This is a genomic window from Streptomyces sp. NPDC102514 (assembly GCF_055584525.1).
In genome coordinates this window covers 808,528-824,726 of record NZ_JBVJLW010000001.1, presented here as the reverse complement: position 1 = coordinate 824,726, position 16,199 = coordinate 808,528, and the positions used below count along the sequence as shown (strand labels likewise).

The 16,199-nt window shown below is 70.2% G+C and carries 11 protein-coding genes and 1 pseudogene; 8 read left to right on the top strand and 4 right to left on the bottom strand.

Features of this window, described 5'->3' with window-relative positions; genetic code table 11:
* Positions 1–135 precede the first annotated feature (135 nt).
* Both ACZ60E_RS03570 and ACZ60E_RS03565 read left to right on the top strand, forming a co-directional pair.
* Positions 136–1,173, top strand: coding sequence for a LacI family DNA-binding transcriptional regulator (locus ACZ60E_RS03570; protein WP_469437634.1), 1,038 nt, complete (start codon positions 136–138; stop codon positions 1,171–1,173).
* A gap of 246 nt (positions 1,174–1,419) precedes the next feature.
* A complete protein-coding gene (locus tag ACZ60E_RS03565) occupies positions 1,420–2,334 on the top strand; it encodes a helix-turn-helix transcriptional regulator (protein WP_469438327.1) in 915 nt (304 codons plus the stop codon).
* A gap of 61 nt (positions 2,335–2,395) precedes the next feature.
* Here ACZ60E_RS03565 and ACZ60E_RS03560 read toward each other — a convergent pair whose 3' ends face one another.
* A complete protein-coding gene (locus ACZ60E_RS03560; RefSeq protein ID WP_384797522.1) occupies positions 2,396–3,325 on the bottom strand; it encodes a helix-turn-helix transcriptional regulator in 930 nt (309 codons plus the stop codon).
* A 318-nt stretch (positions 3,326–3,643) separates the two neighbouring features.
* On the opposite strand from ACZ60E_RS03560, the pseudogene ACZ60E_RS03555 reads away from it, so the two are divergent.
* A pseudogene (locus tag ACZ60E_RS03555) lies at positions 3,644–4,494 on the top strand (aldo/keto reductase).
* A gap of 72 nt (positions 4,495–4,566) precedes the next feature.
* On the opposite strand, the gene ACZ60E_RS03550 reads toward ACZ60E_RS03555, so the two are convergent.
* From ACZ60E_RS03550 to ACZ60E_RS03540, 3 genes are all read right to left on the bottom strand, one after another.
* On the bottom strand, positions 4,567–5,544 hold the full coding sequence (locus ACZ60E_RS03550; RefSeq protein ID WP_469437632.1) for an aldo/keto reductase: 978 nt from the start codon (positions 5,542–5,544) through the stop codon (positions 4,567–4,569).
* Between the two features lie 152 nt (positions 5,545–5,696).
* Positions 5,697–6,068, bottom strand: coding sequence for a DUF2255 family protein (locus ACZ60E_RS03545; protein WP_469437630.1), 372 nt, complete (start codon positions 6,066–6,068; stop codon positions 5,697–5,699).
* 400 nt (positions 6,069–6,468) lie between these two features.
* On the bottom strand, positions 6,469–7,038 hold the full coding sequence (locus tag ACZ60E_RS03540) for a TetR/AcrR family transcriptional regulator (protein ID WP_469437628.1): 570 nt from the start codon (positions 7,036–7,038) through the stop codon (positions 6,469–6,471).
* Positions 7,039–7,113: 75 nt separating this feature from the next.
* On the opposite strand from ACZ60E_RS03540, the gene ACZ60E_RS03535 reads away from it, so the two are divergent.
* The 5 genes from ACZ60E_RS03535 (at position 7,114) to ACZ60E_RS03515 (ending at position 16,162) form a co-directional block, all read left to right on the top strand.
* Positions 7,114–8,400, top strand: coding sequence for an MFS transporter (locus tag ACZ60E_RS03535; protein WP_469437624.1), 1,287 nt, complete (start codon positions 7,114–7,116; stop codon positions 8,398–8,400).
* Positions 8,401–8,852: 452 nt separating this feature from the next.
* Entirely contained in the window at positions 8,853–12,137 is a 3,285-nt protein-coding gene (locus ACZ60E_RS03530) for a GH92 family glycosyl hydrolase (protein ID WP_469437620.1), read from the top strand.
* Positions 12,138–12,309: 172 nt separating this feature from the next.
* Entirely contained in the window at positions 12,310–12,930 is a 621-nt protein-coding gene (locus tag ACZ60E_RS03525) for a hypothetical protein (protein ID WP_469437618.1), read from the top strand.
* A gap of 286 nt (positions 12,931–13,216) precedes the next feature.
* Positions 13,217–13,807, top strand: coding sequence for an SRPBCC family protein (locus ACZ60E_RS03520; RefSeq protein WP_469437615.1), 591 nt, complete (start codon positions 13,217–13,219; stop codon positions 13,805–13,807).
* A gap of 39 nt (positions 13,808–13,846) precedes the next feature.
* Positions 13,847–16,162: an FdhF/YdeP family oxidoreductase gene (locus tag ACZ60E_RS03515; protein ID WP_469437614.1), complete on the top strand. Its 2,316-nt coding sequence runs from the start codon at positions 13,847–13,849 to the stop codon at positions 16,160–16,162.
* The last annotated feature ends 37 nt before the right edge of the window (positions 16,163–16,199 follow it).

Sequence of the window (16,199 nt, the reverse complement as noted above, 5' to 3'; positions counted from 1 at the left end):
CAAGATGTTCTGCAGGCTGTGTCTTCACGGCACACGACGTCCGGACAGCGGACCCGGAATGATCCGGGGGATCACGCTTTCGGGCCGATGGGCCCTACACTCTGCGGCAACGTTCCCCATGATGGAGGCAGCCGGATGGAGCCGCCCGCACAGTCCCGGCGCGTGACGATCGTCGACGTGGCGCGTCATGCGCAGGTCTCGACGACCGCCGTGTCGAAGGTGCTGCGCAACGCCTACGGCGCGAGCCCCGCCATGCGGGAGAAGGTGCAGCGGTCGATCGCCGAGCTGGGGTACCGCCCTTATGCGGCTGCCCGGGGGCTGCGGGGTCAGACGTACACGATCGGCATCATGCTGCCGGACATCCGCAACCCCTTCTTCCCGGACATCGTCGACGGCGTGACCGACTGGTTCAAGGACACCGACTACCAGGTCCTGCTGGGGCCCGGTTGCAACGGCGAGGAGGCGGAGGCACGGGTCACGGAGGCGATGATCGACCGCGGCATGGACGGCCTGATCCTGGTCGCGCCCGTGTCACCGCGCTCCCACCTCGAACACCTCGCGAACCTCGTGCCGACCGTGGTCGTCGGCCGGCACGGACACTCCCCCCGGTACGACACCGTCGTGGACGACGACCTCGCGGGTGCGTCACTGATCGTCGGCCACCTCGCGGATCTGGGACACCGGCGCATCGCCCACATCGAGCACCTGGAAACGGATCCGACCCGGCTCGCGGAGATGCCCAACACGCTGCGTACGGAGGGTTATCGGCGTGCCATGAGCGCGCGCGGCCTCGCGGACGAGATCGACGTCGTCTCCACCAGCTACACCCAGGAGGGCGGCTATCTCGGAGCACAGCAGCTGCTCGCCCGCGAGCACCGCCCCACGGCTATCTTCGCCGGCGCCGACTTCGTGGCCATGGGTGTGCTGGAGGCACTGGCCGAGGCCAAGCTCTCCGTCCCGGAGGACATCTCCCTCACCGGCTACGACAACACCTCGTTCGCCGCGCTGCGTTCGATCTCCCTCACCAGCGTCGACCAGGCGGGCCACGCCATCGGCGGCAACGCCGCCCGCCTGCTGCTGGACCGGATCACCGACCGGGGTCGACCGACGGCGCAGGTGAAGCTCTCCCCCACGCTGATCGTGCGTAACTCCACGGCCGGGGTGAGTTCGTAGCCCCACGCGTCGGTGACCATCCGGGCCACGGTCCCTCGCCCGCGTGTCGCCTGTCGCGGGTTGCGGGTTGCGGGTTGCGGGTTGCGGGTTGCGGGTTGCGGGTTGCGGGTTGCGGGTTGCGGGTTGCGGGTTGCGGAATGTGCCAGACCGCGCTGTGCGGGGGAACCGCGTTCCGGGGTATGTCAGGGCCCCTCACGCGCCTACCGGCAGGTCGTCCGCGCCCGCACACTCAAGAGCATGACGAGCATGACGCCTGAGCAGCCCCGTGGGGGAACCGAGTTGGGGCGCTTCCTGCGCGCCCGTCGGGCTCGGATCAGCCCGGTCGAGGCCGGTCTCACCGTCGGCCCGGGCCCACGCCGCACGCCCGGGCTGCGCCGTGAGGAACTGGCCGGCCTCGCCGGTATCAGCGTCGACTACTGCACGCGTCTGGAGCGCGGCAAGGAGACCAGGCCCAGTGCGTCCGCCGTCGATGCGCTGGCCCGGGCCTTGCGTCTGGAGGAGGACGAACACGAGCACCTGCGCGGTCTGGCCGTTCTCGCCTCGCGCGCCGCGCCGGAGCCTCCGGCGGCGCCCAGCAGGACCGTACGTCCGGGTGTGAGGCTGCTGCTGGAGAGCCTGCGGCCGCATCCCGCGCACATCGTCGGCCGTACCGGCGACCTGCTCGCCTGGAACCCCGGCGGGCTGCGGCTGCTGACCGGGATCGAGGAGTGGCCGGCCCGGCAACGCAACCTGGCCCGTTACCTCTTCCTCCACCCTGCCGCACGCACCCTCTTCCCCGACTGGACCGCTCAGGTCCGCGATTGCGTCGCCCGGCTGCGTGCCCTGGCGAGTACGGACCCCGATGCCCCCGACCTGGCCCGGCTGGCGGGTGAACTCCTGCTCAAGAGCCCGGATTTCGCCCTCTTGTGGGAGCGCTACGACATCAAGGCTCCTCCGCACGGCCGTATGACCTTGCGCCATTCCGAGGTCGGGGACCTGACTCTCGGGCACCAGTCCATGGAGGTGGAGGGCACGCCGGGCCATCGGCTCATCACCTACTACGCCGAGCCGGGCACTCCTGACCATGACGCCCTCGTCCTCCTCGACCTGCTCGGCTCGCAGCCGACCCCGCATGCGTCGAACCCGCGCTCGCAGAACGAACCCACGTCGTCCGGCCCTTGAGCCCACGCGACAGCACCCGCGTCGACGACAAGGGTGCCGGACGCGGCACTCGGAGGGTTCGTCAGGACTGCCGGCGTGGCTGCTGTTCGGTCTGCGGATCAGGCTGCGGATCGGGCTGCTCCGCGGAGCGTTCCGTTGCCATGTCGAGCAGGAGCATGGCGTCGTGGTCGGGAGTGCCGGGATCGGCCGCGTAGGCGCTCAGGCGCAGGCCAGGCGTGCCCTCAAGGTGCATGCTCTGGGCGCTGAGGGTGAGGTCACCGACCTGGGGGTGATGGAAGGTCTTGTGGACCTTCTTGCGTCCGGCCACCTCGTAGCGCTCCCACAACGTGGCGAAGTCCGGGCTCTTGAGCAGGAGTTCGCCCACCAGGCCGGTGAGGTCGGAGGCGTCCGGGTCGGTACCGGCCAGGGCGCGCAGCCGGGCGACGCAACCGCGGACCTGGTGGTCCCAGTCGGGGAAGAGCGTGCGCGCGGTGGGGTGGAGGAAGAGGTAGCGGGCGAGGTTGCGCTGGGTGGCCGGCCAGTCGGCGAGGCCCGCGTACAGGGCGAGTCCGCCGGGGTTCCAGGCGAGCAGGTCCATGCTGCGGCTGATGATGTAGGCCGGATTGGGCCGCATGGTCTCCAGGAGCAGTTCCAGGTGCGGGCGCACGGTGGGACTGGTGGCCGGCGCCGGCTCGGCGGCGTACCGCGCGGCCAGAGCGGCCAGCTCGCGCAGGTGCTGGTGCTCGGCGGCGTCGAGCCGCAGGGCGCGGGCGAGGGCGTCCAGCACGGCGGGGCTGGGGCGGGTCTCCTTGCCGCGCTCCAGACGGACGTAGTAGTCGATGCTGATGCCGGCGAGCGTGGCCAGTTCCTCGCGGCGCAGCCCGGGGGTACGGCGCAGACCGGTGCCCTTGGTGAGACCCACCTGTTCGGGGCGGGTCTGGTTGCGTCGCGCGTGCAGGAACCGGCCCAGTTCCAGGTCGGCGCTCCTGCTGGTGCTCTGCTCGGATGCCATACCGCCAGTCTCACACCGCTCTGACCTGCGTGGCAGGTGGAAGGGGGGCCCTGTCACACCCCTGAACGCCGCTCCCTGGCACGACTCGGCCTGCCACCTGGGAGGAAAAGGCGCGAGGCTCGGCAGTCGGGTTCCGGTGGTCACCGGCCGGCCTGATGGTTGAGGTACCCGCCGAGCGGGCCGGCGTCGCCAGTGGTGTGCTGAACGCGTCCCGCCGACTGGGGGCGCCCAGGCCGTAGCCGCGCCGGGAGCCGTACCCGCACCCGCACCCGCACCCGCACCCGCACCCGCACCCGTATAGACAGTAAGGAAGACCCCATGCAGACCGTCACCCTCAACAACGGCATCGAGATGCCGATCCTCGGCTTCGGCGTGTTCCAGATCCCCGCGGAGGAGACCGAGCGAGCCGTATCCGACGCCCTGGCCGCCGGGTACCGGATGCTCGACACAGCCTCCTCGTACCAGAACGAGGAGGCCGTCGGCCGCGCGATCAGGAGCAGCGGCATTCCGCGCGCGGACCTGTTCGTCACGACCAAGCTGTACGTCCAGGACGCTCCCGCGGAGGGAACACCAAGCGCGCCTTCGAGACGTCGCTGAACAAGCTCGGCCTGAGCCACGTCGACCTGTACCTGATGCACCAGCCCTTCGGTGACGTGTACGGCCAGTGGCGAGCCATGGAGAGCCTGCACCGGGAGGGCCGGAGCAAGGCGATCGGTGTCTCCAACTTCTACCCGGACCGGCTCCTCGAACTCATCATCAACAACGAGGTCACCCCGGCGGTCAACCAGATCGAGACCCATCCGTTCTTCCAGCGCGCCGACTACCAGGAGCTGATGCGCGAGCACGGCGTCCAGATCGAGTCGTGGGGCGGCTTCGCCGAGGGCAAGAACAACCTCTTCGGCAATCCGGTCCTGCGCGGTATCGGCGAGCAGCACGGCAAGTCGGTGGCGCAGGTCGTGCTCCGCTGGCTGACCCAGCGCGGAGTCGTCGCCATCCCCAAGTCGGTCCGCGCCGACCGGATGGCCGAGAACCTCGACGTCTTCGACTTCGAGCTCACCGACGAACAGATGGCCTCCATCGCCACTCTGGACACCGGCAGTTCGCTGTTCTTCGACCACCACGACCCGAAGATGGTCAGCTGGCTCAGCGCGCGGCGCCTGGACGCCTGATCGTGCGGTGCCAGGTTCGGTGCGAGGTTCGGCGCCAGGTGGTTCCGGTCCCTATGAGGGGCTGGAAGCGGGTCAGCGTTCCAGCATGCTGAGGCCCGCCTCCGTGTGGGTGTCTCCGGCTGCCGGCGGGAGACTGGAGAGCTTCGCCAGGACCTCGGCGCCGAGCCGGAGGCTGTCGGCGGCGGTGTTCTCCTCCACACGGGTCACGCGCTTGGTGCCGGGGATGGGGGCGATGTCGTCGCCCTGTGCGAGGAGCCAGGCGATGGCGACCTGCGCGGGGGTGGCACCCACCGCCGCGGCGATGGCCTGGACCTCGTCCGCGAGCGCCAGATTTCGCAGGAAGTTCTCGCCGGTGAAGCGCGGGTTACCGCGCCGGAAGTCTCCTTCTTCGAAGTCGCTCTCGTTGCGCACGGTACCGGTGAGGAAACCGTGCCCGAGCGGCGCGAACGGCACCAGGCCGATCCCCAGTTCCCGCAGGACGGGCAGGACTCGGTCCTCGATACCGCGCGTCCACAGCGAGTACTCGGACTGCACAGCGGTGACGGGGTGGACGGCGTGGGCACGACGGATGGTGTCCGGTCCGGCCTCGGAGAGCCCGAAGTGGCGGACCTTGCCCTCGGCGATCAGCTCGGCGACAGCGCCCGCGGTCTCCTCCACGGGCGTGTTCGGGTCGACGCGGTGCTGGTAGTAGAGGTCGATGTGGTCGGTGCCGAGCCGTTTGAGGGAGCCTTCGACGGACGTACGGATGTTGGCGGGGCCGGAGTTGAGGTTCCAGGCGCCGGCGCCACCGTGGTCGATCATGCCGAACTTGGTGGCGAGCACGACCTGATCACGTCGGCCCTTCAAGGCCTGGCCGACCAGGTCTTCGTTGATGTAGGGGCCGTAGATCTCCGCGGTGTCGATCAGCGTGACGCCGAGATCGATGGCGCGGTGGATGGTGCGGACGGATTCCGCGTCATCGCTTCCGGCACCGGTCAGACCGTGGGACATGCCCATCGCGCCCAGACCGATACGTGAGACCTGCAGGTCACCGAGCTTGATGTACTTCATGATTGCGTGCTTCTCCTGTCGGGTTGCGATCCGGAGGATCGCCAGGGCTGGTGGCGGCCGGGCCGGTGGATCGCCGGGGCCGGTGGATGCCGTCCGTCCCGATGCCGCCGGGGGCGGTCCGGTGCGGTGCGGTCCGTTCCGGTGCGGTCCGGTCAGCGGGGTTCGAGGCGCAGGGTGGCGGCGCGGGCCCGCTCGGTCAGGACGTGCTCGACGATGGTCGTGTAGCGCCCGTACTTCTCCCGGTAGGCGGCGTCCACGCCCGGGTACTCCTCGGGATCGGCCTCCTGGAAGGTGACGTCCCGCCGGACGCCGCCCGCTTCGATACGCCCCTGACGGCGGGCCTGCGTTCCCTCGTACCAGGGGCCGCCCGTGCCCTTGACCGAGCGGACGTACAGCCGGTCGCCGGAGCGGACGACCCACATCGTCACCGGGTCGCGCAGGGTGCCGTTGGACCGTTCGGATGCCAGGTCCAGCTCCTCAGCTGTGGCGATCTTCTCCAGATCCGAGCTGTTCCAGTCCGTCATCGTCGTTCCTTCCCACGTGCGACGCGTGCGAGGCCCGGAGCCGACGGCTCCGACCAGGCGTGTCGCCGCTCATCACGTCCACCGTTTCCCGCCGGCGAAGGGTCCGCCATCGGAGCGGAGCCGCGACGGGACCGGCCGGGCCGGGCCGGGACCGGCCTGGACTGGCCGGGACCGGCCTGGACTGGCCGGCAGGCGCCGGGACTCGGTGGGACACGATCAACCCTGCACCTCGGCGCCCGCCGGAGGCAGGCCGAGGTGTGCCAGGGGATGACGAGCGGGGGGTACGACAGGGCCTCCCCCGGCGGGCAGCCAAGCGCTCAGGCAGGTCGCACCGGCGGCGGAGCCGGAGCGAAGGGAGACCGGGCCGAGGGTGCCGTGCCGCGCGGCCCTCACTCCTCGTTCAGGCCAGCGCCTCGGACGCCGCGAGGAACGTGGCCACCAGTTCCCGCGCCCAGTCGCTGGAGGCCGGCTGGGCGCTGAAGATGGCGCGGTAGTACAGCGGTCCGAGCAGGAAGTCGACGGCGTTCTCCACCACGGGGGCACGGCCGCCGCGGGAGCGTTCGCGCTCGATGATGGCGCTCAGCTGCTCGTGACGGTCCCCGATGCAGGCGCAGCCGCCGTCCGGCCCCGAGCCGATGGTGGCGCGCATGAGCGCGAGGGTGTCGGGGTCCCTGAGGTCGGTGGCCACGTCCCCCAGCCAGCGTTCCAGGTCACCGGCGAGCGTCCCGGTGTCGGGCACGACGACGTCACCGCTGAACCGGCTGGTGGCCACATCGCCCAGGAGCTGGGCGGGTGAGCCCCAGCGCCGGTACACCGTGGTCGGGTGCACGCCCGCGCGGGCGGCGACGGCGGGAATCGTCAGGGCCTCCGCGGGTTCCTCCGCGAGGAGCTGTGCGACGGCGTGATGCACGGCCGCGCGGACCTTCGCGGAGCGACCGCCGGGGCGTACCTGAGCTTGAGCGTCAACCATGAGGAAATTATCGCACTGATCGTTGCGTTAGTGGTAGCGTCCTTAACGCATCGATCACTGCGTTTGGAGAGAGTCGTGTCCGTCTCCGCCCTGCCCGACAGCGACAACCAGATACCGCCCCCGCCCGATACCGCCCCGCCCCGCCGTAGGCGCCGCGAGCTCAACCGGCCGACCGCCTTCACCGCCATCGCCGTCGTCTTCGTGCTCTTCATGGCCGCGTCCAGCGCGCCGTCCCCCCTCTACGTCGTCTACCAGCAGCGCTGGGACTTCTCCGCGACCACCCTCACCACGGTGTTCGCCGTCTACGTCCTCGGGATGATCGCGGCGCTACTGGTGCTCGGCTCCCTGTCCGACCACCTCGGCCGCCGCCCGGTACTGCTCTCCGCGATCACGCTGGAAGCCGCGTCGATGGCACTCTTCCTCGTCGCGGACAGCGTCTCCCTGCTGCTCACCGCACGAGTGGTCCAGGGCATCGCCACCGGGGCCGCCATGACGGCACTCGGCGCGGCCCTGGCCGACCTGAACCCCACCCACGCACCCCACCGCGCCGGCGTCGTCACCGGCGCCGCACCCACCTTCGGGCTGGGGCTCGGCGCCCTGGGCTGCGGCTTCCTCGTCGAGTACGGGCCCCACCCGACCCGCCTCGTATACGTACTGCTGCTGGCGGGCCTCGTCCTGGCCGCGGCCGTGGTCGCGGCGCTGCCCGAGACGTCGCTGCGGCGCCCCGGAGCCGCCCGCTCGCTCCAGCCCCGCCTCAAGGTGGCACCCCATCTGCGGGCGGACCTGCTGCGCCTGGTGCCGATCCTCGTCGCGAGCTGGGCGCTGGGCGGCCTGTACCTCTCGCTCGGACCGTCGGTCGCCGTGGGCCTGTTCGGCCTCTCCAGTCACGTGGTCGGCGGTCTGGTGGTCACCCTGCTGACCGTACCGGCCTGCCTGACCGCGATCGCGCTGCGCGGCTGGCCCGTGGCCCGCACCCTCGCCCTCGGCGCCGGTCTCCTGCTCACCGGCACGGTCATCGCCCTGACCGGGGTCGAAGAGGACTCGCTGCTCACCGCGGCACTCGGCACGGTCGTCGCCGGGGTCGGGTTCGGCGCCTCCTCCCTCGCCAGTTTCGGCACGCTGGCCCGTATGGCCGCACCCTCCGAACGCGGCGAACTCTTCTCCGTGGCCTTCGTGATCTCCTACCTGTCCTTCAGCGTTCCCGCGGTCGTCGCCGGAATCGCCGCCACGCATACGGGACTTCACGAGACGTCCGTCGCCTACGCCGCCACGGTCGCCTTCCTCGCCGCCCTCGCCCTGCTCGCCCAGTGGCTCCGCGCGCGCCGCACCCCCGAACAGCCCGTCGCCTTCCCCCAGACGTGACCCTGCGGGGAGAGAGGAGGCACCAGAGGCACGAGCGGAACACCACCCTCACCCCCACCCCGCATCGGCACTCGACTCCGACACCCGCAGCCCGCAGCCCGCAGCCCGCAGCCGCCAACCATCGCCCGCCACACGCCGCCCGTCCATCGCCCCCCCAGGCGCTCGACGGGCAGGCCGCGGCCGACCACTCATCGATCGCCCACGAGTCGCCCACCAGTCCGCGTCAGAACTCTTGACAACGATGTCAGAGGCGTGATCTAGTCCGCTTCCAGCCAGCCGGATGCCGTCGATTGCGCTGCGAGGGGGGCTCGACGCGATGACCTGCACACCGCTTCCTTCCCGTGCTGAATTCCCGCGCCCGAGGCACACACATACACGAGCGCCGGCCCTTTCGGGTCGGCGCTTTTTTCCGTGCGCAGCACATGAAGAGTGAGGAACAGGAGCCCGCTTCCATGCACAGACCCCTCCACCGATGGCGTCACCGCGCATCAACGGCCCTTGCCGCGCTGCTCGTTGCCGGGGGCGCGCTGGCTCCGGTGCCGGCCGCCGCCCAGGCACCCGCGGCAGCCGCTCAACCGACCTCCCTGGTCAACCCGTTCATCGGCACCCAGAACTTCGGCAACACCTTCCCCGGCGCGAGCGCTCCCTTCGGCATGGTCCAGGTCAGCCCGGACACCGGCGGCCAGGGCGGCTACGACTACCAGCAGGACAAGATCCACGGGTTCAGCCAGACCCATCTCTCCGGTGTCGGCTGTTCCGTCATGGGTGAGCTGCCGATCATGCCGACGACCGGAGCGGTCGACAACGTCGATCCGAACTCCTACCGGTCGACGTTCTCTCACGACGACGAGGACGCCGAACCCGGCTACTACCGCGTCGGGTTGAAGACGTACGACATCGACGCGGAGCTGACGGCGACCACCCGCACGGGGTGGCAGCGCTACACCTTCCCGTCGACCGACCGCGCCAACGTCCTGTTCAACACGGGCCGGGCCAACCAGAAGGTCTACGGCTCGGAAGTGCATGTCGTCGGCGACCGGACCGTCGAGGGCCGTGTCGAAGCGGGCAACTTCTGCGCGGGCAAGGACAAGCACACCGTCTACTTCACCGCGACCTTCGACCGGCCGTTCACCTCGCACGGCGCCTGGCGCGGAACCACCCCCACCCCCGGCGAACGGGACGCGGCCGGCGAGGGCGACAACGGCGCCTGGGTGACCTTCGACGCCGCCGCCGACCGTGATGTCGTCGTCAAGGTGGGGCTCTCCTACACGGGCCTCGACGGCGCCCGCGCGAATCTGAAGGCGGAGACGCAGGACTCGTACGACTTCGACGCCACGCGGGCGGCGCTGCACGCGACCTGGGAGCGGCAGCTCGACGCCGTCAAGATCGGCGGCGGGTCGGCCGAGCGGCAGCGCGCGTTCTACACGGCGCTGTACCACGCGCAGTTGCACCCGAACCTCGCCGGAGACGTCGACGGCCGGTACGCGGGCTTCGACGGGAAGAACCATCTGGCGTCGGGGTTCACGCCGTACCAGAACCTGTCGTTGTGGGACACCCACCGGCCGCAGAACCAACTGCTCCAGATGCTGCAGCCGAAGGTCGCCCGTGATGTCGCGCTGTCGGTCGTCGCGATCGGACGGGACGGCGGCTGGCTGCCGCGCTGGTCGCTCGCCAACAGCGAGACCAACATCATGACCGGCGACCCGGTGACCCCCTTCCTCGTCGAGGCGTGGTCCAAGGGTCTGCTCGCGGGCCACGAGAAGGAGGCGTACGCGCTGCTGAGGAAGAACGCGACGAGTACGCCACCGGCCGACTCCCCCTACAACGGCCGTGCGGGGGTGGACGCGTACCAGAAGCGCGGCTATCTGCCCAGCGGGCTGGAGCCGGGGAAGGACTGCGCGGACAAGGGCGGTGACAACGACTGCCGTCATCCCGCCTCGGCGACCATGGAGTACGCGGCTGCGGACGCGTCGCTGGCGCTCATGGCCAAGGGGCTGGGACACAGCGCGGACGCCCGGATGTTCGCGGCGCGCGGCCAGTGGTACCGGAACCTGTGGGACTCCTCCATCCAGCAGTTCCGGCCGCGTACGACCGACGGTACCTGGCTGACGCCGTACGACCCCGTCGAAGCGGGCCACCAGTTCCATGAGGGCGGCGCCTACCAGTACCAGTGGCTGGCGCCCCAGGACCCGGCCGGGCTCGTCTCCCTGATGGGCGGCAAGCGCGCGACGGAGAAGCGGCTCGACTCCTTCTTCGCCTACGACAAGCTCCTCGCCGACCCGGCCAAGACCGCCCGTGAGGACTGGATCTCGGCGCCGTACGACTACTACGGGAAGTCGACCTACAACCCGAACAACGAGCCGGACCTGCACGCCCCGTACATGTATCTGTGGGCCGGCGCACCCGCCAAGACCGCCACCGTGGTCCGCGCCGCGATGACGCTCTTCACGGACGGGCCCGACGGCATGACGGGCAATGACGACCTGGGCACCATGTCGGCCTGGTACGTCTTCTCGTCGCTGGGCCTGTACCCGACGACGAACGGCGGCGACTTCCTCGCCGTCTCCAGCCCGCAGTTCCCCTCGGCGGTCATCCGCATCGGCGCCTACGGGAAGGAGCAGGGCGGCACCCTGACCGTCAAGGCACCGGGTACGAGCGACACCCAACGCTATGTGAAGCAGGCGAAGTTCGGCGGGAAGAACCTGCGCGCCACCTGGCTGGACTGGGACGCGGTCGCCAAGGGCGGAAACCTCGCCTTCGAGATGGCCGGCAAGCCGTCGGCCTGGGGCACGGGCAAGGGCGACGAGCCGCCGTCCGTGAACCGCGCGGCAGCCGATTCCCGCCGCAACCTCGACGCCTCGCTGCGTACCACGTCCGACGTCCTGCCGACGTCCGACAGCGCGCAGAACGTCCGCCTGAAGCTGGACGTGCTGGGCCAGTCCCCCGGCACACTGCGGGTGGGCGTCGACGTGAAGGCTCCCAGCGGCTGGACCGCGAAGGCCTCAGACTCCTTCTCCCTCAAGTCCCACCGTCTTCCGGTCCAGCGGACCGCGACCGTGGACGTGAACGTGCCGGCCGGGACCGCTCCGGGTTCGTACAGCGTGCGGATCACGGCGGGCGCGAAGGGAGTGAAGAGCGTCGAACGGGTCGCGACCATCGAGGTGCGCGCCGCGGCCCGCTGCGCGCCTGACATCGACGGCCAGTGCGCCGTGGACCTCGGCAAGGAGGTGAACCACGACGGAACCGCGACCGTCGCGGCCTCCGACCAGGGCGACTTCGACGGCGGCGGTTGGAGCTTCGACGGTGACCTGCTGCCCGCGGCGGGCCCGGTCGTCTGGGGCGGCGTGACCTACGACGCCCCCGATCCGTCCGGCACGGCCGAGAACTTCGTCGAGGCCCGCGGCCAGTCCATGCTCCTTCCGGCCGGTTCGTACGGCGCGCTGCGCGTGGTCGCCGTGGCCCACCACGGCCCGGTGACGACCGCGCTGACCGTCCGCTACACCGACGGAACCACCGCCGAAGTACCCGTCCCCGTCGGCGACTGGGCGGGATCCACACCACAGGGCAGCTCGGTGGTGCTGGAGATGCCGCACCGGATCAAGCGCGGGCAGGGCGTGGACGGTCCTCCGGTGCGTCTGTTCGGCGCCTCGGCGGACCTGGACGCGTCGAAGACGGTGCGTTCCATCGGCCTGCAGAACGATCCTCGGGTGCAGGTGTACGCGATCACTCTCAAGTAGGGCGAGTGCTTCTCCGTCTCAGGTAGGACGGAGAGGACTCCGTACGTTCACCGGCCCACGCTTCTCGATCGGGAGGCGTGGGCCGGCGGTTTCACTGCCCCGTCACGAAGCCCGCCGTCGCATGAGTACCTCCACTCATGACACCCCCTGCCCAAGGCCTCAAACTTCCACCATGTCCATGCCCATGCCCAGACTCCTCGGACGGTCGGTCATCGCCGCCGCCCTCGTCGCGACCACCATGACCGCGTGCGGCACCCAGCAGGGCGGTCGGTCGCCGTCGGCCAGCGCCCCGGCCTCGTACCCTCCCCGGCCGAAGTGCGCACAGCCTGCGGAGAAGCCCACGGATCCACCGGCCGCGCTGCTGTCCTCGCCCCGCCCGAGCGGGGACGGCGAACGTTCGGGAGAGGGTTCGGGAGCGAACGCGGACCGCCCTCCCCACTACGCCGAGAATCACGCCTACCGCATGCAAGGGTCCCTGTCCGAAGCCAAGCGCGCCCAAGGAGAGGCCTCGGCCGTCCTCATCCGGAGGGAACTGGAGAAGGTCCGGGAGGAGGGCGGTTCCGGCGCGTACGGCGTCTTCGCCGAACAGCGGATCGCCGCTGCGCTGAAGCGTCTCGGCTGCGGCAAGGAGCATGGCGTCTACATAGGGAACGGTTTCTACAGCGTCCACACGGGCGTCGTGTGCGTGTCCGGGTACGTGACGAAGGACGAGTTGACCAGCGAGGTGCACGGCGCCTACGCCGAACCCCAGCCGGGAACAGGCCCCTGCGTGGAGAACCGAGGGGGCCACTGACCGCCCCTTCGTCACGCTGCAGCGGACGCCTGCGGCAGATGTTCGGCGGCGTCCACCGGCCGCGCCCCGCCGTCGCACCCCAGTCGGGTGTGCGACGGGGGATTTCTTGCCGCTCACCCACTCTCGCGATTCCGTGACGCCGCCAGTCGTATGCGGCAGGCCCTCCGGCGGGCGTTAGGCGTCCCTGATGACGGGTACCCGGCCGCCCGGCAGCAGGCGTGACGTGTGGCGACCCGCTGGACCTGCGGTGAGACTGGGGCGAGCGGCGCCTGACGATGGGTGGAGCATGTTCAGCGTTGAGGAATCGATCGAGGTCGCGGTCCCGGTGAGTGCCGCGTACAACCAGTGGACGCAGTTCAAGAGCTTCCCCCGGTTCATGACCGTGGTGAAGAAGGTCGAGCAGGTCCGGCCGGCGCTCCTCTCCTGGACGCTCGCGGTCGGTCCCGTGCGCCGTGAGTTCCAGGCCGAGATCGTCGAGCAGGAACCCGACTCCCATCTGACGTGGCAGAGCCTCGAACGGCACTTCGTCCACCAGGGCGAGGTGCTGTTCCGGCCCACCGCGGCGGACGGCACGGCGACCGGCAGGACGGACGACACGACGGTCGACGCGGCGGACGGCACTACGGGCGGCGCGGCGGACCGCACGACCGTCACCGTTCGGATCGAGGTCGACTCACCCGGCGCCACCGCCCTCCTCGGCGGGCTCCCCGAACTGGTCGGCCGGGTCGTCCAGCGGGAGCTGCGGCACTTCAAGGCGTACATCGAGGGGCTCGGCGCGGAGAGCGGGGCCTGGCGGGGCACCATCCGCGGCGGACGCGTACGGCCCGAGGAACCCAGGCCGCACCGGAGCCGTGTGCCCCACTGGCCCGTCGGCTGACGCCGTGAGCGACAACAGCGTGACTGAAAGGCAATGCCGATGAAGAAGGCCCCCGGTGACGAGCCGAACGACGCTCTGACCGTGACTCCGCCGAAGAAGTGGGCCGCGGGCGTCCCCGCGGTGGCGCACGCGTTGCAGTACTCCCTGGAGGAGACCTCCGTACGGCGTACCGGGGAGACCCTGCTGACCATGAACCAGGTGGGCGGCATCGACTGTCCCGGGTGCGCGTGGGCGGACCCCTCGCCCGGCGACCGGCATCGCAACGAGTACTGCGAGAACGGCGCCAAGCACATCAACGACGAGGCGACGTCACGGCGCATCGGCGCCGACTTCTTCCGCGAGCACACGGTCTCCGAGCTGGGCCGGCGCTCCGACACATGGCTGAACCAGCAGGGCAGGCTCACCGAGCCGATGGTCAAGCGGCCGGGCTCCGACGCGTACGAGCCGATCAGCTGGCACGACGCCTTCGATCTGCTGGCCTCGGAGCTGACCTCGCTCGGCTCTCCCGACGAGGCGGTGTTCTACACCTCCGGCAGGGCCAGCAACGAGGCCGCGTTCGTGCTGCAGCTGTTCGCCAGGGCGCTGGGCACCAACAACCTGCCCGACTGCAGCAACATGTGCCACGAGTCCAGCGGCTTCGCGCTGCACGAGACGCTGGGTACGGGCAAGGGGACGGTCAGCCTCGACGACCTGCACCACGCCGACCTGATCTTCGTGGTGGGACAGAATCCCGGGACCAATCATCCGCGTCAGTTGTCCGCGCTGGAAGAGGCGAAGCGCAACGGCGCCCGCATCATCGCGGTGAACCCCCTGCCGGAAGCGGGGTTGTTGAGGTTCAAGAACCCGCAGAAGCCCAGCGGGGTGATCGGCAAGGGCACCCAGATCGCGGACCGGTTCCTGCACATCCGCAACGGTGGTGACCTGGCCCTGTTCCAGGGGATCAACCGGTTGCTGCTGGAGGCCGAGGACGCCCGGCCGGGCGAGGTCCTCGCCCGCGACTTCATCGAGAGCGACACCAAGGGCTTCGACGAGTTCGCCGAGCACGCCCGCACCATCGAGTGGAACGACATCCTCGCCGCGACCGGTCTGGCCCGCGAGGAGATCGAGCAGGTCCGGGACGAGGTGATGGGAAGTCAGCGCGTCATCGTGTGCTGGGCGATGGGCATCACCCAGCACAAGCACGCCGTCCCGACCATCCGGGAGATCGTGAACTTCCTGCTGCTGCGCGGGAACGTCGGCAGGGCCGGCACCGGCGCCTGTCCGGTGCGCGGGCACAGCAACGTGCAGGGCGACCGCACGATGGGCATCTGGGAGCAGATGCCGGACGATTTCCTCGACTCGCTCCAGGAGGAGTTCGGCTTCGACCCGCCGCGTGCCCACGGGCTGGACTCCGTGAACACGATCCGGGCGATGCGCGAAGGCCGTATCAAGTTCTTCCTCGCCCTGGCCGGCAACTTCGTCCGGGCCGCTCCGGACAGCGAGGTCACCGAAGAGGCCATGCGCACCTGCCGTCTGACGGCCCACATCTCCACCAAGCTCAACCGGTCCCACACCGTGTGCGGCGAGACCGCGCTCATCCTGCCGACCCTCGGCCGCACGGAAGTGGACATCCAGGCCGACGGCGAGCAGTTCGTCACCGTCGAGAACTCGATGAGCGAGGTGCACACCACGCAGGGGCGGCTGCAGCCGGCCTCGCCGCTGCTGCTCAGCGAGATCTCCATTCTGTGCCGGCTCGCCCGCCGCACCCTCGACGGCCGGGCCGCCGACATCCCGTGGGAGCAGTTCGAGGCCGACTACGGCGCGATCCGCGACCACGTCTCACGGATCGTCCCGGGACTGCACGACTTCAACCGGCGCGTGACACGTCCTGGCGGCATCCAACTGCCCAACGCGGTCAACGAGGGCGTCTACCACAACGACGTCGGCAAGGCGCTGTTCACCGCCAACGAATTCGCGATGCTCCAGGCCCCCGAGGGGCACCTGCTGCTGCAGACCCTGCGCTCCCACGACCAGTGGAACACCGTCCCGTACACGTCCAACGACCGCTACCGGGGCATCCACGGAAGCCGTCGGGTGGTGCTCGTCAACCCGGACGACGTGGCCGCACTGGGCCTCACCGCGGGACAGCACGTCGACCTGGTCAGTGTGTGGGGCGACGACCCCGATCGGCGCGCCGAGGACTTCCGCGTGGTCCCCTACCCCACCACCCGGGGCTGCGCCGCCGCCTACTACCCCGAGACCAACGTCCTGGTGCCGCTGGACAGCGTGGCCGACAAGAGCAACCAGCCGACGTCGAAGGCGATCGTGGTCCGCCTGGAGCCTGTCGCGTCGCCGGTGACCGTGTCGGCGGGGTGAATCCCGTCCACCGGCCGGTGGACGTCAGGTACCGGGT